22 protein-coding genes are annotated in these 21,619 nt (G+C 64.1%); 11 read left to right on the top strand and 11 right to left on the bottom strand.

Features of this window, described 5'->3' with window-relative positions:
- The first annotated feature begins 13 nt into the window (after positions 1-13).
- Positions 14-523, top strand: a complete 510-nt coding sequence (locus RPS27_RS33560) for a DUF2249 domain-containing protein (RefSeq protein WP_212066837.1) — start codon at positions 14-16, stop codon at positions 521-523.
- 161 nt (positions 524-684) lie between these two features.
- Here RPS27_RS33560 and RPS27_RS33555 read toward each other — a convergent pair whose 3' ends face one another.
- Positions 685-1,581: a LysR substrate-binding domain-containing protein gene (locus RPS27_RS33555; RefSeq protein WP_194407417.1), complete on the bottom strand. Its 897-nt coding sequence runs from the start codon at positions 1,579-1,581 to the stop codon at positions 685-687.
- Between the two features lie 202 nt (positions 1,582-1,783).
- On the opposite strand from RPS27_RS33555, the gene dctA reads away from it, so the two are divergent.
- From dctA to RPS27_RS33540, 3 genes are read left to right on the top strand one after another with little or no spacing between them, the layout of a single operon-like run.
- Complete coding sequence (gene dctA, locus RPS27_RS33550) at positions 1,784-3,118, top strand: C4-dicarboxylate transporter DctA (RefSeq protein WP_212066835.1); 1,335 nt, start codon at positions 1,784-1,786, stop codon at positions 3,116-3,118.
- Between the two features lie 24 nt (positions 3,119-3,142).
- On the top strand, positions 3,143-3,643 hold the full coding sequence (locus tag RPS27_RS33545; protein WP_211418215.1) for an ureidoglycolate lyase: 501 nt from the start codon (positions 3,143-3,145) through the stop codon (positions 3,641-3,643).
- 30 nt (positions 3,644-3,673) lie between these two features.
- Positions 3,674-4,513, top strand: coding sequence for a bifunctional allantoicase/(S)-ureidoglycine aminohydrolase (locus tag RPS27_RS33540; RefSeq protein ID WP_194407420.1), 840 nt, complete (start codon positions 3,674-3,676; stop codon positions 4,511-4,513).
- A gap of 31 nt (positions 4,514-4,544) precedes the next feature.
- On the opposite strand, the gene RPS27_RS33535 is transcribed toward RPS27_RS33540, so the two are convergent.
- The 5 genes from RPS27_RS33535 to RPS27_RS33515 form a co-directional block, all read right to left on the bottom strand.
- Complete coding sequence (locus RPS27_RS33535; RefSeq protein WP_211418213.1) at positions 4,545-5,099, bottom strand: TIGR02281 family clan AA aspartic protease; 555 nt, start codon at positions 5,097-5,099, stop codon at positions 4,545-4,547.
- Positions 5,100-5,127: 28 nt separating this feature from the next.
- A complete protein-coding gene (locus RPS27_RS33530; protein ID WP_211418212.1) occupies positions 5,128-5,331 on the bottom strand; it encodes a DUF1289 domain-containing protein in 204 nt (67 codons plus the stop codon).
- Positions 5,332-5,375: 44 nt separating this feature from the next.
- Positions 5,376-6,971: a sensor histidine kinase gene (locus RPS27_RS33525; protein ID WP_211418211.1), complete on the bottom strand. Its 1,596-nt coding sequence runs from the start codon at positions 6,969-6,971 to the stop codon at positions 5,376-5,378.
- Between the two features lie 138 nt (positions 6,972-7,109).
- On the bottom strand, positions 7,110-8,390 hold the full coding sequence (nhaD, locus tag RPS27_RS33520; protein WP_212066833.1) for a sodium:proton antiporter NhaD: 1,281 nt from the start codon (positions 8,388-8,390) through the stop codon (positions 7,110-7,112).
- Between the two features lie 114 nt (positions 8,391-8,504).
- Positions 8,505-9,377 carry an NAD(P)-dependent oxidoreductase gene (locus RPS27_RS33515; protein ID WP_194407425.1) on the bottom strand — a complete coding sequence of 291 codons (873 nt, stop codon included), beginning with the start codon at positions 9,375-9,377 and terminating at the stop codon, positions 8,505-8,507.
- Between the two features lie 208 nt (positions 9,378-9,585).
- Between RPS27_RS33515 and RPS27_RS33510 the strand changes: the two genes are divergently transcribed.
- The 5 genes from RPS27_RS33510 (at position 9,586) to RPS27_RS33490 (ending at position 14,469) form a co-directional block, all read left to right on the top strand.
- Positions 9,586-10,023, top strand: coding sequence for a VOC family protein (locus RPS27_RS33510; RefSeq protein ID WP_194408252.1), 438 nt, complete (start codon positions 9,586-9,588; stop codon positions 10,021-10,023).
- A 129-nt stretch (positions 10,024-10,152) separates the two neighbouring features.
- Positions 10,153-11,295 (top strand): Mrp/NBP35 family ATP-binding protein, encoded by a 1,143-nt coding sequence (locus tag RPS27_RS33505; protein ID WP_211418209.1) that lies wholly within the window; start codon positions 10,153-10,155, stop codon positions 11,293-11,295.
- A 218-nt stretch (positions 11,296-11,513) separates the two neighbouring features.
- On the top strand, positions 11,514-12,602 hold the full coding sequence (locus RPS27_RS33500; protein ID WP_211418208.1) for a TRAP transporter substrate-binding protein: 1,089 nt from the start codon (positions 11,514-11,516) through the stop codon (positions 12,600-12,602).
- Positions 12,603-12,767: 165 nt separating this feature from the next.
- A complete protein-coding gene (locus RPS27_RS33495) occupies positions 12,768-13,856 on the top strand; it encodes a TRAP transporter substrate-binding protein (protein WP_212066831.1) in 1,089 nt (362 codons plus the stop codon).
- Positions 13,857-14,118: 262 nt separating this feature from the next.
- Positions 14,119-14,469 (top strand): hypothetical protein, encoded by a 351-nt coding sequence (locus tag RPS27_RS33490; RefSeq protein WP_212066829.1) that lies wholly within the window; start codon positions 14,119-14,121, stop codon positions 14,467-14,469.
- 33 nt (positions 14,470-14,502) lie between these two features.
- Here RPS27_RS33490 and RPS27_RS33485 read toward each other — a convergent pair whose 3' ends face one another.
- Both RPS27_RS33485 and RPS27_RS33480 read right to left on the bottom strand, forming a co-directional pair.
- Positions 14,503-16,032 carry an FAD-dependent monooxygenase gene (locus tag RPS27_RS33485; protein WP_249131786.1) on the bottom strand — a complete coding sequence of 510 codons (1,530 nt, stop codon included), beginning with the start codon at positions 16,030-16,032 and terminating at the stop codon, positions 14,503-14,505.
- A 226-nt stretch (positions 16,033-16,258) separates the two neighbouring features.
- Positions 16,259-16,993: an AAA family ATPase gene (locus RPS27_RS33480; RefSeq protein ID WP_249131784.1), complete on the bottom strand. Its 735-nt coding sequence runs from the start codon at positions 16,991-16,993 to the stop codon at positions 16,259-16,261.
- 3 nt (positions 16,994-16,996) lie between these two features.
- On the opposite strand from RPS27_RS33480, the gene RPS27_RS33475 reads away from it, so the two are divergent.
- Together RPS27_RS33475 and RPS27_RS33470 are read left to right on the top strand one after the other, a co-directional pair.
- On the top strand, positions 16,997-17,671 hold the full coding sequence (locus RPS27_RS33475) for a response regulator transcription factor (protein WP_038946264.1): 675 nt from the start codon (positions 16,997-16,999) through the stop codon (positions 17,669-17,671).
- Position 17,672: 1 nt separating this feature from the next.
- Positions 17,673-19,067 (top strand): ATP-binding protein, encoded by a 1,395-nt coding sequence (locus RPS27_RS33470; RefSeq protein ID WP_212066827.1) that lies wholly within the window; start codon positions 17,673-17,675, stop codon positions 19,065-19,067.
- Between the two features lie 62 nt (positions 19,068-19,129).
- Here the strand turns inward: RPS27_RS33470 and RPS27_RS33465 are convergent, their stop codons facing one another.
- The 3 genes from RPS27_RS33465 to RPS27_RS33455 form a co-directional block, all read right to left on the bottom strand.
- Complete coding sequence (locus RPS27_RS33465) at positions 19,130-19,345, bottom strand: hypothetical protein (protein WP_313754967.1); 216 nt, start codon at positions 19,343-19,345, stop codon at positions 19,130-19,132.
- Between the two features lie 374 nt (positions 19,346-19,719).
- Positions 19,720-20,205 carry a hypothetical protein gene (locus RPS27_RS33460; protein ID WP_212066823.1) on the bottom strand — a complete coding sequence of 162 codons (486 nt, stop codon included), beginning with the start codon at positions 20,203-20,205 and terminating at the stop codon, positions 19,720-19,722.
- 88 nt (positions 20,206-20,293) lie between these two features.
- Entirely contained in the window at positions 20,294-21,583 is a 1,290-nt protein-coding gene (locus RPS27_RS33455; RefSeq protein ID WP_211418204.1) for a M20/M25/M40 family metallo-hydrolase, read from the bottom strand.
- Between the last annotated feature and the right edge of the window lie 36 nt (positions 21,584-21,619).

The raw sequence follows: 21,619 nt of genomic DNA, 5'->3' as shown, positions 1-21,619 counted from the left end.
AAAGGGACGAGAGATGACGGAGTATCTTGACGTCGATGTTCGTCCGATCCTGCGCGCCGGGGGCGAGCCTTTTTCGACGATCATGGCCGCTGTTGAAAGTGCAAAACCGGGCCAGGGCATCCGGCTGTACGCGCCCTTCAAGCCCGTGCCCTTGTTTGACGTGATGGCCGGCAAGGGCTTTGCCCATTCCGCTACGGAGATCGGCGGAGGCGATTGGCAGGTGCTGTTCACCCCGACCGGGGCACCTGCCGAAGCGCTGGCGCCGCAAGCGCGGCCCAGCATCCAATGGCCGGAGTCGAAGATCCGGCTCGACACCAGACAGCTCGATCCGCCGGAGCCGATGACCAAAATCCTCGCCGCGGCCGAGACGCTGGGGCCCGGAGAAACGCTGACCGCGTTCCTCAGCCGCGAGCCGATGTTCCTGTTCCCGCAGCTGGAGAAGAGGGGCTACAACTGGCTCGGCGGCTTTCTGCCCGACGGCGTGACCTACGAGCTGACGGTGCGGGCGCCGTCCGCCTCGTAGGGTAGGCAAAGGCGCACTTGCGCCGTGCCCACGAGCTCTCTCTCCGTCGCGAAAGATGCGTGGGCACGCTTCCGCCTTCGCTCTTCGAGCTACGGCGGACAAGTCGTTTTGCCCACCCTGCGGCACTGCGGCTGGGATATGCGCTTCAACATCGCGGGGCACTACCCCAGCCCCTTCCGAGGATTCAGGTATCGAAGCGCGAGCTTGATGAAGTTGTGCACCACCATCGACGTCTCGTCCGCCCTGAAGACCAGGAACACGTCGGCCGTGGGCGGCGAGGGTCTGACCGGACGGAATGCGATGTCGGCGGTGGTGAAGCGGGCAATCGACTGCGGCACGAGCGCCACACCGAAACCCGCGGCGATCAGGCTCGGGATCGACTGGGCGTCGACGACCTGCTGGGACACCTTTGGCAGGAAGCCGGCATCGACGCAGCACGTCTGCACGTATCGCGCGAAATCGGAGCTGTTGGGATCGAGGATGACGTGATCCTCGGACGCCAGTTCACCGAGGGCGATGCGCTTGCGGCGCGCCAGCTGATGGGTGCGGGGCATTGCGATGACGACCTCTTCCCGCCATGCAAGCTTGCTGGTCAGGTCGCGCTCGGTGGGAATTCCGCGGATGAGACAGATGTTGGTCGTGCGGCTGAGCAGCGCCGCGATCTGCAGGGCCGGCGCCTGCTCATGCACGGTCATCCTCACCTGCGGAGCGACCTTCCGATACGCGGCGAGTAGCTCTGCGAGACGGCCGCGCAGGATCGAGCCGGTCGCTCCGACATCCAGCGTTCCGATCAAGCCGGCGCCGATCGACCGTGCCTCGTCCTCCGCGGCCTTGACCTGTTGCAGGATGGCGCGGCCCCGCACCAGCATGGCTTCTCCCGCCTGCGTCAACTCCACCTTGCGGCTGGTCCTGTAGAGCAGCCGGGTCCCGAGCTCTGCCTCGAGGGCCTGGATATGTTGGCTGAGCGGCGGCTGCGACAGGTTCAGGCGCCGGGCGGCGAGGGTGAAGCTGCGCTCTTCGGCGACGGCGATGAAGTACCGAAGCTGGCGGAGATCCATAGTGAAAACCTATCAATCCTGTCGCTCTATATATTGGACTTAATGTCGCACCTGGTCAACGAATGACCGATGGAGCCTTCCACGCGTGCCGTCGCGGCGAAACGCTCCCTCCGCGGCGACCTCGCGTCGCTGCCAATGACAAGAATGGCGAAGGCTTCGGCCGACCAAGCCAGATCGACGTGCAGCGAGCGAGGAAATCTTCATGCCCAAGATCTTCAAGTCACTCTTCTTCCAGGTCGTCGTCGCGCTCGCCGCCGGCATTGCGCTCGGCGTCGCCTATCCGGACACCGCGGTGCAGCTGAAGCCTCTGGGTGACGGCTTCATCAAGCTGATCAAGATGCTGGTGCCGGTGATCGTGTTCTGCGTCGTCGTGCAGGGTATTTCGGCGGCCGGTGATCTTTCCAAGGTTGGAAGGGTTGGCATTCGTTCGCTCGTCTATTTCGAGGTCGTTACCACGGTCGCCTTGGTGTTCGGCATTGCGCTCGCCTATTATTTCCACCCGGGCGCCGGCATGAACATCGATCCGAAGGCGTTGGACGCCAAGGCGCTCAGCGGGTTCAGCCAGACGGCCGCCCAGGTCGCCGGCGGGGGTGTCTCCGAATTCCTGATGAAGCTCATTCCTTCGACGCTTGTGGGCGCTTTCAGCTCCGGAGACGTTCTGCAGGTCCTGATCGTCTCGATCATGTTCGGTTGCGCCGTTTCGCTGTGCGGCGAGCGCGCGAAACCCGTGGTCGAGTTCGTCGAGCGGGTGAACGAGATCATCTTCAAGATGATGAACTTCGTGGTCCGGCTCGCGCCGATCGGCGTCTTCGGTGCAATCGCCTTCACCGTGGGGAAATACGGCATCGGTTCGCTCAAGCAGCTCGGGGGCCTCGTTGCCCTGTTCTACCTGGCGGTGGTTCTGTTCGTGGTCGTCGTTCTCGGAGCGATCATGCGGCTCTCCGGGTTCAGCCTGTTCAAGTTGCTGGCCTATCTGCGCGAAGAGCTGTTGATCGTGCTCGGGACGGCCGCGGGCGACAGCGTGCTGCCGCAGACCATGCGCAAGCTCGAGCTGCTCGGGATCAAGCGATCGACCGTTGGTCTCGTGATCCCGACCGGCTACTCGTTCAATCTGGATGCGTTCTCGATCTACCTGACCCTGGCGGCAATCTTCATTGCACAGGCGACGAATACGCCGCTTGCCACGGGCGATCTCCTGGCCATCCTCGGCGTCGCCTTGCTCACCTCCAAGGGCGCTCATGGTGTGCCGGGCTCGGCCATCGTCGTCCTCGCTGCGACGCTCGCCGCCATTCCGGCCATCCCGGCGATTGGACTGGTGCTGATCCTGTCGGTGGACTGGTTCATCGGCATCGCGCGCGCGCTCGGCAACTATGTCGGAAACTGCGTCGCGACCGTCGTCGTCGCCTCGTGGGAGGGCGACCTCGATCACGCCAAGGCGCGTCGCATTCTGAACGGCGAGATTGATCCTTCGGTTGACAATCTGCGGGTCGATCCGGCTAATGCCGATGCTCCCGTCGCGGGCCTGCAGACCCTTTGAGCACGGTAGCGCTTGAGGCCCCCAATGGTGACACTCGCGATCGAGCCTTTGACAAAGCAGGCGTTCGCTCTGTTCGGAGACGTCGTTGAGACGGACGGGAAGACGCCCCTCTCGATCAACCAGGGCTACGCTCAGCGCTTCAACGGGCTCGCCAATATCGACGTTGCCGCGGAAGGCGGACAGGTCAACATCAGCTGGTTTGTCGCCTCGGTGCGGCCGGCGCCGATCGCGATCAGCCTGATGGAGCGCCATCCGCTGGGAAGCCAGATGTTCATGCCCTTGAACGGGGCGGACTGGCTGGTCGTTGTCTGCGCGGATCCGCACATCTCGTCGAGCTACCGGGCGTTCGCAGCAAAAGGCCATCAGGGCGTGAATTATGCCCGAAATTGCTGGCACCACCCGCTATTGGTGCTCAAGGACAGAAGCCCGTTCCTCGTCGTCGACCGCAAGGGTGAGGGCGACAATCTCGAAGAAGTGTGGCTGGGTGAGACGATACAGCTCGGTTTCAACCCAGCTGCAAGCTGATATATCCTGTCGATAACCCGAGGCTTGATCATGTCGTCGCGCACTTACCACATACCGCAGGGTGGCCTGCCGCCGCAGACGGATCTCCTGAGCGGTCGCGCGGTCTTCACCAACGCCTATGCTGTCATCCCGAGCGGCGTGCAACGCGACATCGTCGTCAGCTATTTGCCGCACTGGGACGACACGCGCGTCTGGGTGTTGGCGCGACCGCTCTCCGGCTTCGCCGAGACATTCTCCCACTATCTCATGGAGATCGCAGCTGGCGGAGGCAGCGACATGCCGGAACCGGACGATGATGCGGAGGGAGCGCTGTTCGTCGCGGGCGGCCAGCTGACCCTCAAATTGTCCGAGCGAGAATTTGAGCTGAGGCCTGGCAGCTTCGCCTATCTGCCGCCGCGCTGCGCCTGGAGCGTTCGCAATCGCGGCGAGGGTCCTGCGCAGGTTCACTGGATCCGCAAGCTGTATCAGCGCGTGCCGGGGTTGGCCGCGCCCGAAGCGATCGTTGTCAACGAGGACACGCTCGAACCGGTCGCAATGCCGGGCACGGAGGGTAGGTGGGCGACGACGCGCTTCGTCGACCCCGCCGACATGCGCCACGACATGCACATCACCATCGTGACGTTCGAGCCAGGCGGGACGATCCCGTTCGCGGAGACGCATGTCATGGAGCACGGCTTGTACGTGCTCGAAGGCAAGGCGGTTTACCGTCTCAACCAGGATTGGGTGGAGGTCGAGGCCGGCGACTACATGTGGCTGCGCGCCTTCTGCCCGCAGGCGTGCTACGCAGGAGGCCCCGGCCGGTTTCGCTACCTTCTCTACAAGGACGTCAACCGCCACATGAATCTGCGGCAGGGAGCTCCGCTGATCTAGTCCGGGCCGTGGCGCTGCGTCCCGCTGCGATCTAGTCGATCGCGGTGCGCGAGCGGCGGTGGCTGCTCTGAAGCTCGGGATAGCCGGTCAGCATCAGCTTGTCGGCGCGGACGCCCCAGCTCTCCAGACGGTCGAGGAAGCTCATGCCGAGCAAATTGGTCTTCATTTGCCCACGCTGAACGACGAGCGCCGGCACTGATTTTTCGACGAGATGGCCGACGGAGAGACGGTCGAGCGTGAGGCGGGCCGCCTTGGTATGGCCGCCCGCGGTTTCGAGATCGACATCGTATTCGAGCATCTCGAGGGGCAGCCCGATGGCTTTCGCGGTCTCCCAGGTCAGCACCACCGACGTCGCACCGGTATCGATCACCATTGGCGCCGCAACGCCGTTGATCTTGGCCTTGAGTGCAAATTCGCCGCCCTGGCCGCGCGGGATCTGCACCGCAGGGGCAAGCGCCACCGGCTGCGTGCGAAAGATGTGCGAGACCTTGTGGCTGGCGCGCGCGATCTGGTCGGGATCGCCATAGGCGACGACCGCGCCTGCCGTGCAGGCGAGCATGACGAGAACGAGCAGGAAGCGGATCATCGTGCGCCTCCGCAGGCGCGCAGGCCGGTCAGCCGCGTTGCGGCGATGGCGCTATCGGAGTTAGTCCGGCTTCCGTCATACGCGCCGGCAACCGAGCCATGACCGCGAGCCGTTCGGCACTTTCCATGGCGTGCCAGCGCGCGATCTCGGGCAAGGTCCGGCCGCAGCCGAAGCACAGCTTGGTCCTGGGATCGATCATGCAGACGGCGACGCACGGCGTTTCTTTGCTCATTAGGACATAGTGGGGGATGGTCGGGCATCTCTGCAAGCTTCTGGTTAAGAGCCGGTGCCGGCGCTCATGATCGGCTTGTGGCGCGGCCGACGCTTCTCGTCGGGCAGTACGGAACTCTCCGGCTGGAGCGGCGGCGAATCATCCGACAGCGGCGCAAGCGCGCTCATCACCCGCTCCGGCGGGAAGGTGACGATCACCTCGGTGCCGATGCGCAGCTTCGATTTCAGCGTGAACGTGCCGCCATGCAGGTCGATCAAATTCTTGGCGATCGGCAGGCCGAGGCCCGCGCCCTGTTCGGCCGATTTGATCGAGTTGGAGCCCTGGCCGAACGAGGCGAGCACGACCGGGATCTCGTCCTCGGGGATTCCGGAGCCGGTATCCTTCACCGAGAGATATTGCCCGCCCGAGGCGGTCCAGCCGGCCTTGAGCCAGATCTCGCCGCCCTGCGGGGTGAACTTGATCGAGTTGGAAATCAGGTTGAGCACGACCTGGCGGATCGCGCGCTCGTCGGCCCAGAGCCGCGGCATGGCCTGCTCGAACACTTCGTGGATGGTGATGCCGCGGCTCGAGGCACGCAGCTTCATCAAATGATGGCAGTCGGCGACGATGCCGACCAGCGACACTGCTTCCTCATTCAGCTCGTAGCGGCCGGCCTCGATCCGCGACAGGTCGAGGATCTCGTTGATGAGGTTGAGCAGGTGCACGCCCGAATTATGGATGTCTGCCGAGTATTCCTTGTAGACCGGCACCGCATGCGCGCCGAAGATCTCGCTCTTCATCACCTCGGAGAAGCCGAGGATCGCGTTCAGCGGCGTGCGCAGCTCGTGGCTCATCTGGGCGAGGAAGCGCGACTTGGCGACGTTGGCGGATTCGGCGCGGTGGCGGGCTTCATCCGAGATCGCCTTGGCTTGTTCGAGCTCGCCGATCAGGGCGTCCTTCTCGGCGCGCGCTTCCAGCGCGGCAAAGGTGGAGGAGTGCAGCCGATGCGCCAGCAGCACGAAATAGCCTTCGGCGGCGAGCGCGAGCGCGGCCAGGATGTAATTGTCCAGCGAGCCGGTCATCGCGAAGCTCAGCGCCATGGCGACCGCGACCGGCGCGGTGGCGGCAAGGGCTGCGATCGGCAAGTTTGCGGCGACCATGCTCGATACTGCGATCACCAGCAGCATCAGGAACATCATCAGCGTTTCCGTGACCATGTCGAGCACGGGATGGATCAGGATCGCCATCCAGCACAAGCCATAGAGCAGATCGAGCACGACGAAGCGCGTCCGCCATGCACGCGTCGCCGCAGGGGAAGAGGGCTCGGTCAGGAAGCGCCGGCAACTGCGGATCATCGCCGCGTGGATGCAGAGCATGCCGGCGGTCCAGGCGGCGGCGGGGATTGGCTGCATCCACAGGCCGAACAGCACGCCCGTCGCGACCACCAGCAGCATCACGACATAGGACGCCGACAGCCGCGTCTGGGCATATTGGCGCAGCATCTCGGCGTCGAACGCCGGCCGGGTTCCACTGGTCGACGTTAACTTATCGCGCGCCTCGCGCACCCGCTGCGCCGCAGCCCGTCGGCTGCTCGCCGATGGAGCGCTCACCGGCTCGGCCGGAAGCTGCACTACCTCTGGCTTTTCAGCGGGGTTACTCATCAAGCAACAACGATTCCTGCCCACGCCGGACGCGGGCCTTCTGCATTGTCTATCTCTGGCAAGAAATCCTTAAGAGGTGACTTAAGGAGCTAAAGAATTACGTTAACCCGGCGTTAATTTGGATCCCGCCTGCGCCGTTCAGTGCAGCGCCGCGTACTGCACGATGTAGACCATCGCACCCGCCAGATAGCCCACGAGCGCGGGGCCCGCGATGCGGCGGGCGTACCAGAAGAACTCGATCTTCTCGAGCCCCATGGCGGCAACGCCCGCGGCCGAACCGATGATCAGGATCGAGCCGCCGGTTCCAGCGCAATAGGCGATGAACTCCCAGAGGAAGCTGTCCGGCGGATATTGCACCAGATTGTACATGCCCATCGTCGCCGCGACGAGCGGCACGTTGTCGATGATCGCGCTCAACAGACCGAGCAGGATGACGATGATGTCGAGACGGCCGACCGTGGCGTCGAGCCATTTCGCCAACAATTCGAGGACACGGGCGTGCTCCAGGCAGGCGACGGCCATGAGGATGCCGACGAAGAACACGATCGAGCTCATGTCGATGCGCGTCAGCGCATGGACGAGGGTGAGGGGACGGCGCGCATCCTCGTCCTTGTGACGATGCACGACCTCGCCGACCAGCCAGAGGATGCCTAGCCCGAAAAGGATACCCATGAACGGCGCAAGGTGCGTTACGGCCTTGAAAACCGGTACGGCCACCAGGGTGCCGAGGCCGAGATAGAACATCAAATTGCGCTCGAACACCTCGACCCTGAGGGCCTGCTCCCGCCCTTGCAGCGGAGGGACGATCTCCTTGCCCCTCAGCGAATAGCCGATGATGAACAACGGAATCAGCAGGTTGAGCAGTGACGGCAGGAACACCGACTTCATGATGTTTACGGGAGTGATCTGGCCCCCGATCCAGAGCATCGTCGTCGTGACGTCGCCGATCACGGTCCAGGCGCCGCCGGCGTTGGCGGCGATCACGATGATGGAGGCGAACAGCAGGCGATCGCCCTTGTGGCCGATCAGCTTCTGGATCAGCGAGATCATCACGATGGTGGTCGTCAGATTGTCGAGGATCGCGCTCAGGAAGAACGTCACGAAGCCGATGATCCACATCAGCGTGGTCTGCTTCGTAGTGCGGATGACGGAGGTGATGACTTCGAAGCCGTTGTGGGCGTCGATCACCTCGACGATCGTCATGGCGCCGATCAGGAAAAAGACGATCTGCGCGGTCGAGGCCACGGATTCGTCGAGCTGGTGGTTGACGAGCGAGGCATCGCCGACGGACACCGCGTAGATGGTCCAGAGCAGGCCCGCTCCCAAGAGAGCCGACGCGCTCTTGTTGACGCCAAGCGGATGTTCGAGCGCGATGGCAGCGTACGCAACGATGAAAACGGCGGCGATCACGCTCAGCAAGTCAGTCCCCCCGGTGTTCGTTCTTCGGCTCAATGCGGGCCGCGTCGCGGCGCAGATGCCGCCTCGAGACCCGTGACGGTCGCGGCTGCCCGGCCGCGACCGCCGAGGCGTTCCTCAGCGCTGCAGGCGCGCGAGCAGGCTGGAGGTGTCCCAGCGCTTGCCGCCCATCTTCTCGACCTCGGAATAGAACTGATCGACCAGTGCGGTGACAGGCAGATTGGCGCCGTTGCGACGGGCTTCAGCCAGCGAGATCGAGAGGTCCTTGCGCATCCATTCGACCGCGAAGCCGAAATCGTACTTGTCCTCGTTCATGGTCTTGTAGCGATTCTCCATCTGCCAGGACTGCGCGGCCCCCTTCGAGATGGTCTCGATCACAGCGGCGACGTCGAGGCCGCTCTTCTTGGCGAAGTGGATGCCCTCGGAGAGACCCTGCACCAGACCGGCGATGCAGATCTGATTGACCATCTTGGTCAGCTGGCCGCTTCCGGCGGGCCCGAGCAGCTTGCACATCCGCGCATAGGAGGCCGTGATGATCGGCTCGGCGCCGGCATAGGCATCGGGCGCACCGCCGCACATCACCGTCAGCACGCCGTTCTCGGCGCCGGCCTGGCCGCCTGAGACCGGGGCATCGACGAATTTGAAGCCTGCTTTGGTGGCGGCTGCGTCCAGCTCACGCGCGACCTCGGCCGAGGCGGTGGTATGATCGACGAAGGTCGCACCCTTCTTCATGCCGGCGAAGGCGCCGTCGGCGCCGATCGTGACCGCGCGCAGGTCGTTGTCGTTGCCGACGCAGCACATCACGAAATCCTGACCTTCGGCGGCCGCCTTCGGGGTCGCTGCGGTCTTGCCGCCGAACTTGTCCGCCCATTCCTTCGCCTTGGCCGCGGTGCGGTTGTAGACGGTGACCTCATGGCCCCCTTTTTTCACGAGGTGTCCGGCCATGGGGAAGCCCATCACGCCGAGACCGAGGAAAGCGACTTTAGCCATGTGTGGTACCTTGTCCGTAGTTTTGAGATTTACGGTTGTAGCCGGGCGAGGGCGCCGGGCGGCACCCTCGAAGTTCCGCCGCGAGGGCGGATCGGAGGCGCACCATAAACCGTTAAGGGCGGAGGGCAACGGCTTCGTTTGGCGGCCTCCTGTGCTAGGATGGCGGACCTAAGGACTTCGAAAAAGGGAGCGAAACATGGCATCGGGCTTGGGCGGCGTGAGCGTTGGCGTCCTCGATCATTTCAACATCCGGACCCGGAATCTGGCCGAGACCGTCGGTTTCTACGAGGACGTGCTAGGCCTGGAAAAAGGCCCCCGGCCGAATTTCGCCTTCCCAGGTGCCTGGATGTACAGCGAGGGCAAGCCGGTGGTGCACCTCGTCGATATCTCGGCGACGGCGGAGCCGCAAAAGCCGGATTCCGGCGTCGTCCATCACGTCGCCTTCGCCAGCCGCGGCTTCGACGGCATGAAGCAGCGCCTGACCACCAAGGGCATGAAATTCGACTCCCGCCAGGTGCCCGGCGGCGAGCTTTGGCAGATCTTCGTCAACGACCCCAACGGGGTCATGATCGAGCTGAATTACGAGGCCGCCAGGGAGCAGGGAGCGGCGCCCGCCGAGATGGCTGACGATATCGGCAGGCAGTAGCCTTTTGGGCGTTTCCGCTCTAATGGGGCATCCCAGAGTCTCGAGCATGACCTTGCCGGAAAGCCGCTCCACGCTTTGCGCTGCTGCGGCCCTCCGGGTCCGGATCAGGCTCCGTCCAGGAGATGTACTTTGAGCGTGACGCAGCAACAGGTTCTCGACAGCCTCGCCAGGATCAAGTCGCCCCGCGGGGTCGCGCTCACCAATGCCAATGTGCTGAGCGCGATCAGCGCGTCCGACGGCAAGGTGTTCTTCTCGATCAATGTCGACGCCGCCGAGGCCAGGGCCTGGGAATCCATCCGGGCCGAGGCCGAGGCCGCCGTACGCGCCATCCCCGGCGTCACCACCGTGATGGTGGCGCTGACCGCCGAGCGCAAGCCGGGCTCCGCACCACCGCCGCCTCCGCAACCCAGCCGTGGCGCGCCGGGCGTGCAGCCGGTGCATGCCCACAAGCCGCCGCCGCAGGGCGGCGCCCAATCGCCCATGGCGCGGCAGTCGGAGATCCCCGGCGTCGCCGCCGTGATCGCAGTCGCCTCCGGCAAGGGCGGCGTCGGCAAGTCGACCACCGCGTTGAACCTGGCGCTCGGCCTGCGCGACCTCGGCCTCAAGGTCGGGCTGCTCGATGCCGACATCTACGGTCCCTCGGTGCCGCGGCTGACGGGCCTGCACGACAAGCCGGAGCTGAACGACGAGCGCAAGATGATTCCGCTCCGGCGTTTCGGCCTCGCCATCATGTCGATCGGCTTCCTGGTCGAGGAAGAGACCGCGATGATCTGGCGCGGTCCCATGGTGATGTCGGCGGTGACGCAGATGCTGCGCGACGTCGAGTGGGGCAAGCTCGACGTGCTGGTCGTCGACATGCCGCCGGGCACCGGCGATGCCCAGCTCACCCTGGCGCAGAACGTGCCGCTCAAGGGCGCGGTGATCGTCTCGACCCCACAGGATCTGTCCCTGATCGATGCGCGGCGGGGGCTTGCCATGTTCAAGAAGGTCAACGTGCCAGTACTCGGCATCGTCGAGAACATGAGCTATTTCCAGTGCCCGCATTGCGGCACCAAGTCCGACATTTTCGGCCATGGCGGGGCGCGGCACGAGGCCGAGAAGCTCAAGGTCCCGTTCCTCGGTGAGATCCCGCTGCACATGGCGATTCGCGCCACGTCGGACGCCGGCAATCCCGTCGTGGACAGCGAGCCGGACGGTCCCCATGCGGCGATCTACCGCGCCATTGCGGGGCAGGTCCGGGACCAGCTCAAGGGTGTCATCGCAGCGGCCTGAATTGGCCGCCCGCGGCGCGCGCCCTCATGACTTCTGGGGACATGCGACTTTCGTAGAGCCCCGTCATGCCATTGTCGCGTTCCGAAACCGGGCCGTCCGTGTTAAAGGCCCACCGCAGTCAAGCCCCTTCGGTTCGACGCGTCCCTGGCGCGTCGCCGGAATGAGCGGTGGCAAAAGAGAAGTTAAGGGGAAACGCCCCAGCAAGGAGAGACCTGAAGATGAAGCGTCGTGATTTTCTGAAAGTGTCGGCAGCAGGCGCGGCAGCGACCGCGGTGGCCTCGCCGGCGATCGCGCAGTCCTCGCCCGAGGTGAAGTGGCGCTTGACTTCGAGCTTCCCGAAATCGCTCGATACCATCTATGGCGGTGCCGAGCAGGTGGCGAAGTACGTCGCCGAGATGACCGACAACAAATTCCAGATCCAGGTGTTCGCCGCCGGTGAACTCGTTCCCGGCCTGCAGGCGCTCGACGCGACCTCCAGCGGCACGGTCGAGATGTGCCACACGGTGTCCTACTATTATGTCGGCAAGGATCCGACCTTCGCAATCTTCGCTTCGGTGCCGTTCGGCCTGAACGCGCGCCAACAGAATTCGTGGCTCTATCAGGGCGGTGGCAACGAGCTCGCCAACGAGTTCTTCAAGAAGTCGAACGTGGTCGGATTCCCGTGCGGCAACACCGGCACCCAGATGGGCGGCTGGTTCCGCAAGGAGATCAAGACCGTTGCCGACCTCTCCGGCCTGAAGATGCGCATCGGCGGCATCGCCGGCCAGGTGCTCCAGAAGGTCGGCGTGGTGCCGCAGCAGCTCGCCGGCGGCGACATCTATCCGGCGCTAGAGAAGGGTACCATCGACGCGGCCGAGTGGGTCGGGCCTTACGACGACGAGAAGCTCGGCTTCGCCAAGGTCGCGAAGTACTACTATTATCCGGGCTTCTGGGAGGGCGGTCCCACCGTCCACGCCTTCGCCAACCTGGAAAAGTTCAATGCGCTGCCCAAGAACTACCAGGCGATCCTCACCAACGCGACGGCCAATGCCAACACCTGGATGGCGGCGCGCTACGACATGCAGAACCCGACGGCTCTGAAGCGCCTGGTTGCCGGCGGCACTCAGCTTCGTCCCTTCACCAACGAGGTGCTGGAAGCCTGCCTCAAGGCGACCAACGAGCTGTGGGGCGAGGTCTCGGCCAAGAACGCCGACTTCAAGAAGGCGATCGACGCCATGCAGGCCTACCGCTCCGACGAATATCTGTGGTGGCAGGTTGCCGAATATACCTACGACAGCTTCATGATCCGCTCGCGCACGCGCGGCTGACGCCTAGATCTAAAGTCGCAAGACTAAAAGCCCGGCCTCCGTGGAGGCCGGGCTTTTTCTTTGCCGCAGTGCGATCGGGATGGCATTCGGTCCCGGCTTGCGTCATGCTGGTTCCAAGCCTCGGCAAGAAGGCCCACAATCACTGATACATCAGGGCAGGAAATCATGAAGAGAAGAGACTTCATCAAGGTCACAGGTCTTGGCGCGGCCGGCGCCGCCACGCTCGCGGCTCCCGCGATCGCGCAGTCGATGCCGGAAATCAAATGGCGTATGCCGACGAGCTGGCCGAAGTCGCTCGACACGCTGTTTGGCGGCGCCGAGATGATGTGCAAGATGGTCGCAGAGGCGACCGACAACAAATTCCAGATCCAGATCTTCGCGGCTGGCGAGATCGTGCCGGGCCTTCAGGTGCTCGATGCCGTGCAGAACGGCACCTGCGAAATCGGCCACACCGCGTCCTACTATTATTTCGGCAAGGATCCGACCTTCACCTTCGGTTCGGCCGTGCCGTTCGGCCCCAACATGCGCATCAACCAGGCCTGGTACATGCTGGGCGGCGGCCGCGACGTGCTCAACGAGTTCTACAAGAGCTACAACGTCGTCTCGCTGCTCGCGGGCAACACCGGTTGCCAGATGGGCGGCTGGTTCAGGAAAGAGGTCAATACGCCCGACGATCTCAAGGGCATGAAATTCCGCGTCGGCGGCTTTGCCGGCCGCGTGCTCCAGAAGCTCGGCGTGGTGCCGCAGCAACTCGCCGGCGGCGACATCTATCCGGCGCTGGAGAAGGGCACCATCGACGCCGCCGAATGGGTCGGCCCCTATGACGACGAGAAGCTCGGCTTCTACAAGATCGCGCCGCACTATTACTATCCCGGCTGGTGGGAGGGCGGGCCGATGCTGCTGGCCTTCGTCAACCTCGACAAGTGGAACGCGCTGCCGAAATATTACCAGAGCGTGCTGGAGCAGGCCGGCCACTACGCCAACAACTACATGATGGCGCGCTACGACACCGCCAACCCGCTGGCACTGAAGAAGCTGCTGGCGGGCGGCACCAAGCTGCACCCGTTCTCGCCGTCCATCATGGATGCCTGCCACAAGGCCGCCAAGGAGCTGCACGCCGAGGTCGCTGCGACCAACCCCAACTTCAAGAAGGTGCACGACTCGCTCGCCAAGTTCACGAGCGACGGCTACGCCTGGTTCCAGGTCGCCGAGGTCGGCTACGACATCTTCATGGCGCGGCGCTCGCAGAGCTGATCACGCCACCTGTTGCAGGCAACGCCCCGGCGTGAAAGCTCCGGGGCGTTGTCGTGTCTGGAGGGCCAGACTCAAAAAGACGAAAAACAACCCCATGCACAGTAGCCAAGGGCTTGATAAGTCATCGGAAAAAATAGGCCGTTCGAGCGGCATTCGCGGAGTCGGAGCAGTGCTGCACTTGATCTGTCGGGCAAAACAATCGCACAAGACAAATATCGAATAATCCGAAATTTAATTCGTCGATGCCAAGCCGGAGACGACGATGAGCTTCGATCCCGACGACGTTCACAGAGCGCTGCGCAAGGCATGGTCGCCATCGACAGCGAGCCAATGGACTGCGAGCAATCCGGCGGCCGGACAGTGCAATGTCACCTCGCTGCTCATTCACGACATGTTCGGCGGCGAGCTTTTGAAGACGCCGCTGCCGGCCGGCGATCATTTCTACAACAGGATCGAAGGCAAGAGGTACGACTTCACAGCAAGCCAGTTCGACGCGTCGATCGATTATCTGGACTTGCCCGCGAGTCGGGCCGACGCTGAGCGGGGCGCAACGGGGCCTCAATTAGCCGAACTCAAGAGCGCTTTTCGGCTGCATTGTCCGAAGTCACGCTAGATCGAAACGCCGCCGCCGACGACGCGAACGGCTTCAGCTCGCATTGGGCTCGCCGAACCATCGCGCCGCGGCCCGAGATACGTCCTCGTTGTCGGCAGCCTGTTCGCTGGCCCAGCCCACGACGCCGTCGGGGCGCACGAGCAACGCGCTCAAGCCCAATCGATCCCTAGCCTCACTTGCAACATAGGCAATCCGGCCGCGCCAGCGGCTCGCGAGCGCTTGAAGCGATGGTTGCGCGCCGAAATCCAGCAACAGCCCTTTCCCTGTTCTGAGCAACTCGCTGAGTCTTGTCCCATCGCCGAGCTCGAAGTCGGGCGCACTTCGCCCCACCAGCGGATGGTCCCCGCCGAGGTCATAGCGGAGGGATAGGCCCCATACGCGCGCGGCGAAGTAGGTCGCGCCGTCGCGCGTGTCGATGAGATCACGGACAATGGCGTCGAGCGCGCGCGAGCTTCTGCTCGGGCGCATCAGCCCGACCTGGGCGCGCGACCAGTCGAGGATCTGTGCTCCCACCGGATGTCGCTCGGTTGAATAGCTGTCCAGCAGCCCGGCCGGCGCATCGCCACGAATGGTTGCCGCGAGCTTCCATCCGAGGTTCATGGCATCGCCGAGGCCGAGGTTCAGGCCTTGGCCGCCCAGCGGCGAATGGATGTGCGCGGCATCACCGGCCAGCAACACGCGGCCGGCGCGATAGTTCGTTGCCTGAGAGGCGCGGTCGGTCCAGGTGGTGGCGAGCAGCAGGGCGGTGACCGTCAGGTCGATGCCCGAAACCCTGCGCAACACCGCCTCGACATGGTCGCGCTCCAGTTCGCTGCGGTGCGCGGCGCCGCCGTCGAAATCGACCATCGCGATCGTCCCCGGCGCCGCATAGGTGTACATCCCCGAAGGCGTGTAATGGCGACCCGGCGCGAGCGCGGCCGGATCGGCCAGCTCGACCTGCACGGAATAGCCGGTGAATTCCGGATCGGTCCCGGTGAAGCCAATGCCAGCCGCCTTTCGCACGCTGCTGCGCCCGCCGTCGCAACCAACGAGCCAGCGGCCGTGGACGGCTCCGCCGGCCGACACCACCGTCACGCCATCCGTGGATTGCCTGAGAGCCTCGACGGCGCAGCCGCGCCGGATCTCCGCACCCAGCGTCTCGGCGCGGATCGCAAGCACGGCCTCGATGCTCGCCATCTCGGCCGCGATGGCTCCGATCGGGCCGGGCAGGCGGTATGGCCATTGCGTTGCGTCGATCTGATCGTGGAAGAATTGGATGCCGGCGAAATGACCGGCAGGGCGACGCTGCTGCTGCATCCAGTGCGCACCCGCTGGTGTTTCCCGGCTCGCCGTGCGAGCTGTCAGATGCTCCAGCAGGCCACGGCGCTCGAAGCTCTCGATCGTCGGCACCGAAAGACCACGCAACCCGAAAGGCAGGCTCTTGAGCGGCGCGTGCGGGTCTTCTGTCTTTTCCAGGACCAGCACCGAACAGCCGGCCATCCGCAACTCGCAAGCCAGAAACAGGCCGACGGGACCGGCGCCCGCAATGATGACGTCATACAGGGGAGTGTCGGGGATCTGCATAAACCGCTCCGTTGTCGATGTTCGACCGGAGCGTTTCCCAGACCTGAGACCTCACGGACGAACCCTTGATCGCCCAAACGGCGATCGTGTTCGTCGCGGGGATCTCAGGCACGAGGCCAAAGACCAGAGCTTTCGTTACCGAAAGGACTTGGGCTTACCAGACCAAGTCTGCCTTTTCCGACATGGCCAATTTAGCCGTCTGGTCGCAGCCTCGTCAATGGAATGACTATGACGACGGTCCTGCGAGCCGGCCAATCCTGTCACGAATGTAGGTCTCCGCCCGTTCCAGCAGATCGTCAAGCGAACCATCGGCGGTGTCGAGCACGAGGCGTTCACGATCCCACGGTTCATACGCTCTGCTCACGACATCACTCCAGGGTGGGAGTCGAAAACCTTCAATGTCGGGGGTGCGGCTTTCCACGCGTTGCCGGTGCAGCGCCGGCTCGCTGCAAAGCGTCTCGATCTCAACCAGGCGTGCCGAGGTCTTCACGGCACATCGCCGCCAGGCAGCGCGGCTTGCCAGTATCGGATTGACGCAGTCAGCGATAACGATGCGCCCGAGCTTGAGATTTTCGGCAGCCAGCGCATTGGCGATCGCATAACCCTCTGCGCCGGCGGCAAAGCCAGCGTCGCGCAACGCCTGCTCGATCGAATCGATACGAAGATATGTGGCCGAGAGCCGAACGGTCAGCTCGCGGGCAATCGTCGTCTTGCCGGTGCCGGGAAGGCCGCCGAACACAATGAGTACAGGTGAGAGGCTCATGATGTCGATGATGCGGCATCGGGCCGAGGCCCGCAACGGAGCCGGAGCCGGCGCTGCCGAGGGTTGCTGACGCGAACCTGACGACAGGCTGAGCTGCCTTCCGGTCACTTTTTCGCTGGCCGAGGCGGCCGGAATGGTGGAAGAGAGCAAAGATGCCGCGCGCGGGCCGTGCGGCGACTTTGAGTATCTTGCGGACATGCGATGCGTCTTCTGATCGTCGAGGACAATGCCGAGTTGTCGCGGCTCGTCGCGGGCGGGCTGGCGGCGGCCGGCTACCAGAGCGACATCGTGGGCAGCGCGGCCGAGGCACGCGAGGCGGTGAGCAGCGTCAGCTATGCCGCGATGATCCTCGACCTCGGGCTGCCCGATGGCGACGGTCTGTCGGTGCTGCGCGAGCTGCGCCTCAAGATGGAACCGCTCCCCGTGCTGGTGCTGACTGCCCGAGGCGGCCTGCAGGACCGCGTCAGCGGCCTGCGCAGCGGCGCCGACGATTATCTCGCAAAGCCGTTCGCGATGGAGGAGCTGGTGGCGCGGCTGGAGGCGATCCTGCGCCGGCCCGGCCAGCTGCTCGGCCGCTCGCTCAGTCTCGCCAACCTCGTCTACGACACCGAGAGCCGCCAGATCTTCGTCGACGACCAGCCGCGGATCATCTCTGCGCGCGAGACCTCGGTGCTCGAGATCCTGCTGCGCCGGCAAGGGCGGGTGGTGCCGAAGAAGAACGTCGAGGACCATATTTTCGGGCTGGACGGCGAGGTCGCCTCCAACGCGGTCGAGGTCTATGTCTCGCGGCTGCGCAAGCAGCTTGCCGAACACGGCGCCAAGGTCGTGATCCACACCATCCGCGGCGTCGGCTATCTCATGGACGTGGAGAAATAGCGTGGCCCGGATCGGGTCCCATTCCGGCTCCCTTGCCGGCTCCTATGGCAGGTCGCCGACGTTCAAATCGCTGATCTGGCGCATCGTCTTCCTGCACATCCTGGCGGTCGCGGTGGTCGCGGTCTTCCTGCCGCTGGTGCTGTTCTGGCTGCTCAATTCGGAGATCGACCAGCTGCATCGCGATGCCATGCGCGCCCAGGCCGAAGTGCTGGCGGAGCGCATCGTTGCCCAGCCGGGTGGCTCGTTGACGTTCAATCTGCCCGACAGTCTCAAGGGCCTCTATTCGGAAGCGTATGGCCGCTATCAGTACGACATTCGCGATGCCGAGGGCCGCTTGCTGTTCTCCTCGCACCGGCGTTCCGCCGCCGCAGTGCGCTCGTCGGAGAGCATTTCCGGCGCCACCGTCACCCGCGATATCGACGGCAAGACGGTGCGCATCCAGGTCGCCGAGGACCTCGCGCACCGCGACGTCATCATCGACGACATCGTCTCGAACTTCTTCCGGCGCGTGGGATGGATTACCATTCCGATCCTCCTGATCCTGCTCGCCACTGACATCATCATCTTTCGCCGGGCGATCGCGCCGCTGTGGAGGGCCTCCGAGAAGGCCAGCAATATCGGTCCGGCGCGCACCGACATTCGCCTGCCGACGGAGCAGATCCCGCGCGAGATCCTGCCGCTGGTCACCGCCGTCAACGAGGCGCTCGACCGGCTCGAAGGCGGCTTTCGGGTGCAACGGCAGTTCACGGCGGACGCCGCGCATCAATTGCGCACGCCGCTCGCGATCCTGCGCACGCGGATCGAGACGCTCGACGATCGCGCGGCGCGGCAGGCGCTGCATGCCGATATCGAAACCATGAGCCGCCTCGTTGCCCAGCTCCTGGAGATCGCCGAGCTCGACACCCTGGTGCTCGATCCCGCAGAGACCGCGGATCTGCGCGCGGTCAGCGCCGAGGTGGTGGCCTCGATCGCTCCGTTCGCGATCGCGCAGCACAAGGACATCGCGCTGAAGGGCGCCGACGGGCCGGTGCTGATCCACGGCAATGCGGAGATGTTGCAGCGCGCGATCTTCAACCTCGCCGAAAACGCCATCAAGTTCACGGCAAAGGACACCACCGTCGACGTCGAGGTGGGCGAGGACGGTTCGGTGCGCGTGCGCGATTCCGGCCCGGGGATCGCGGAGGCCGAGCGCGAGCTGATCTTCCAGCGCTTCTGGCGCGCCGACCGCCGGCGCAGCGACGGTGCGGGCCTCGGACTCTCGATCGTGCGCGCGGTGGCGGACGATCACGCGGCCACGGTCGCGGTGGAGAATCTTCCGGAAGGCGGAGCCGAGTTCACGCTGCGGTTTCGGCTGGCGGAAGAGGCGGAGATCGAGGCGGACGTCGCGCGGCACTGACACGAGACAGGGGAGCGGGAAGGGAGCCCTCCCGTTTCATGCAACCTGCGGATTCGCTCGCTTCACCGCTGACCCTCGAGCCCAGCTATGTTCGCCTTCACCTTCTTTGACAGATCCGGAAAAGGCAGGCACGCACCGACATAGGGATCGTTGGATTTTGGCTTGTCCGGTTGCTCGGCGATCAGCTCCTTGAGCTGACTGAGATTCTTTCCATCGATGCGATCCAGGCAAGCGGCGGCGTGAATCGCCCGGTCGCATTTCTCGACATCATCGGGCAATCGAAGCGATATATATATTTGATCCTCGATTGCTGGAATTTCCTGAGCGCTGTCTTGTAGTCATTGGCCCTGTAGGCGTCGTGCCCCTCGTCGAAGAGAACCCTGCCTTCGCGATGAACAACGCGCTCGGCCTCTGATTCCGAGCGGGCCGGCGAGGCGTGCTGAAGGACAAGGACAATGGTCAGGAAAAGCAATGATCTCATATCGCCTCCACTTATAATGCGACGATACTATTGGAAACGTGGCTGGAATGTCCACGGATCTGCCCGGAGTCGCGGTGATGGGGATCGAGCGATTTCCTGAAGGCGCTGCGGCCTTGACGGGAGTGTCCGCTGCCCTGAAGGGAGTGGACAAAAACCGTCCGCCAACCCCCTTTAGTCTACGATCAGGACGAGCGTATTTCGCTTGTCGTCAAGCTTGATGCTGAAGTCCAGATTGCGATAGCGTTGCGAGGCGTCTCCGTACATATTTTTTCTCGCCTGGACCAATGCATTCATGAGGGCGTTCAGCTCGGCATCCGGGACGTCGGGCACGAACGCCATTGCGAGAAGAGCGGTTGTCTTGAACAATTTCGAAGCCGCCTCCTTGCCGCCGGGAAGCTCGACATCAATGCTCTTGATCGGCCCTTTTTCCTCGCGCGCGAGCGCCTTGACCGACACGCCGTTCGACAGCTGATATGTGCAAATCGTGCGCGCAAGCTCGTCCTTCTTGCAGCCGGCCGGGGTCGTGCGGATGTCACCGTCAGCTGCGGCAACGGCGGCATTGATGGCAAGATGAAGTCCATCGACTGGAGGGGATTTCACGGCGGTCTGCTGGACCACAATGACCGATGTCGCCAGCGCCAGGGCCTTGATCAGCATTTGAGCGCGTTCTCCCCCAACCTACGCCCGCAAGGTATAGACTCGACGGGATTGGATCAACCGACCGTCCGGCTACGGCAAGGGGCCGCTATTTCAGCTTGCCGCTCGACAGGTCCATGATCATCCGCGTCGCCAGATACAGCCGCGGCACGATGCTGCCGAGCTGCACATATTCGGCGTCGTTGGAGTGTGCGCCGAAGCCTGACAGGCCCATGCCTTCGACCACGGCTCCGCTGGTCTTCAACGCGGCGAACGCGGCGTCGGTGCCGCCGCCGGTCGCCTTTTCGTCGACCTTGAGGGATAGTCCGATCTCGCCATAGATCGTCTTGCCGTGGGCTGCCACGCGGCGCGAGGCCTCGTTGGCCTCGAGCGGCGGGCGACGCACCTCGAACTTCAGGTCGACCTTGGAATCGGGCAGCAGGCGATTCTTGATCTTGTCCTGCAGCTCCTTTTGCAACGCGTCGAAATCCGACACCTTGAGCGCACGCGCATCGGCCTGCGCCGTGGCGTTCGCAGGGATCACGTTGCGGTTGGTGCCGGATTGGGCGACCGTCCAGTTCAGCTTCAGGCCCTGCTCGGGCTTGGACAGGTCCTTCATCTGCAGCAGCTGGTGCGAGAGCTCGTACAGCGCATTCACGCCGCCCTCGGGCCGTGCGCCCGCATGTGACGACTTGCCCTGCACGGTGAGATAGGCCGAGCCGATGCCGCTGGTGGCGAGGCGCAGCGTGCCGTCGGTGCCGCCGCCCTCGAACGAGAACACCGCGTCCTGATCCGCAGCGAATTTGGTGATGGTGCTGCGCCAGCCGGGCGAGGAGATCTCCTCGTCGCCGTTCGTGAGAACCGTGAGCGTGCCGTAATCCCTGAAATTCAACTTCTGCAGCAACGCCACGGTATGGAGAATGAGCGCGACGCCCTGCTTGTCGTCGGCGATGCCGAGGCCGTAGGCCTTGTCGCCGTCGATGCGGAACGGCTGGTCCTTCAGCATGCCCTTCAGGTACACGGTGTCCATATGGGCGATCAGCATGATCTTCCTGGTTCCCGTGCCCTTGAACACGGCGTGCACGGCCGGCCCGATTTTTTCAGGGCTGTCGTCGAGGCGATGGATGTCGGTGGGTTGCAGGATTTCCACCGTGCCGCCGAGCTGCTTGAGCTGACCGGCAACGCGCTCGGCGATCTGGTTCAGACCCTCGATGTCCTTGCTGCCGGATTCGATGTTGACGAGATCGCGCAGCGTGTCGAGCAGCGGTTGCTGCTCCTTTTGCGCCAGCACGTGGAGGTCGGCGGCCGGCTCGGCGTGCACCGTCGCTGCGGCACATGTCAGCCAGAGCGAGGTGAGCAACAGGCCGAGGGCGGAGGGAGCAGGGTGCGAGCGGGGCATGAGCGGCCATCCCTAGGGCTGAGGATGGCCCGGTAT

The organism is Bradyrhizobium sp. WYCCWR 12699, from assembly GCF_032144035.1.
Classification (GTDB): Bacteria; Pseudomonadota; Alphaproteobacteria; order Rhizobiales; family Xanthobacteraceae; genus Bradyrhizobium.
This window is presented reverse-complemented; position numbering and strand designations above follow the sequence as displayed.

Excerpts from the sequence above, each read along its gene's own strand:
- RPS27_RS33560 (WP_212066837.1), top strand. The coding sequence starts at position 14 with ATGACGGAGTATCTTGACGTCGATGTTCGTCCGATCCTGCGCGCCGGG.
- RPS27_RS33555 (WP_194407417.1), bottom strand. The coding sequence starts at position 1,581 with ATGGATCTCCGCCAGCTTCGGTACTTCATCGCCGTCGCCGAAGAGCGC.
- dctA (WP_212066835.1), top strand. The coding sequence starts at position 1,784 with ATGCCCAAGATCTTCAAGTCACTCTTCTTCCAGGTCGTCGTCGCGCTC.
- RPS27_RS33545 (WP_211418215.1), top strand. The coding sequence starts at position 3,143 with ATGGTGACACTCGCGATCGAGCCTTTGACAAAGCAGGCGTTCGCTCTG.
- RPS27_RS33540 (WP_194407420.1), top strand. The coding sequence starts at position 3,674 with ATGTCGTCGCGCACTTACCACATACCGCAGGGTGGCCTGCCGCCGCAG.
- RPS27_RS33535 (WP_211418213.1), bottom strand. The coding sequence starts at position 5,099 with ATGATCCGCTTCCTGCTCGTTCTCGTCATGCTCGCCTGCACGGCAGGC.
- RPS27_RS33530 (WP_211418212.1), bottom strand. The coding sequence starts at position 5,331 with ATGAGCAAAGAAACGCCGTGCGTCGCCGTCTGCATGATCGATCCCAGG.
- RPS27_RS33525 (WP_211418211.1), bottom strand. The coding sequence starts at position 6,971 with ATGAGTAACCCCGCTGAAAAGCCAGAGGTAGTGCAGCTTCCGGCCGAG.
- RPS27_RS33515 (WP_194407425.1), bottom strand. The coding sequence starts at position 9,377 with ATGGCTAAAGTCGCTTTCCTCGGTCTCGGCGTGATGGGCTTCCCCATG.
- RPS27_RS33500 (WP_211418208.1), top strand. The coding sequence starts at position 11,514 with ATGAAGCGTCGTGATTTTCTGAAAGTGTCGGCAGCAGGCGCGGCAGCG.
- RPS27_RS33495 (WP_212066831.1), top strand. The coding sequence starts at position 12,768 with ATGAAGAGAAGAGACTTCATCAAGGTCACAGGTCTTGGCGCGGCCGGC.
- RPS27_RS33490 (WP_212066829.1), top strand. The coding sequence starts at position 14,119 with ATGAGCTTCGATCCCGACGACGTTCACAGAGCGCTGCGCAAGGCATGG.
- RPS27_RS33485 (WP_249131786.1), bottom strand. The coding sequence starts at position 16,032 with ATGCAGATCCCCGACACTCCCCTGTATGACGTCATCATTGCGGGCGCC.
- RPS27_RS33480 (WP_249131784.1), bottom strand. The coding sequence starts at position 16,993 with ATGTCCGCAAGATACTCAAAGTCGCCGCACGGCCCGCGCGCGGCATCT.
- RPS27_RS33475 (WP_038946264.1), top strand. The coding sequence starts at position 16,997 with ATGCGTCTTCTGATCGTCGAGGACAATGCCGAGTTGTCGCGGCTCGTC.
- RPS27_RS33460 (WP_212066823.1), bottom strand. The coding sequence starts at position 20,205 with ATGCTGATCAAGGCCCTGGCGCTGGCGACATCGGTCATTGTGGTCCAG.
- RPS27_RS33455 (WP_211418204.1), bottom strand. The coding sequence starts at position 21,583 with ATGCCCCGCTCGCACCCTGCTCCCTCCGCCCTCGGCCTGTTGCTCACC.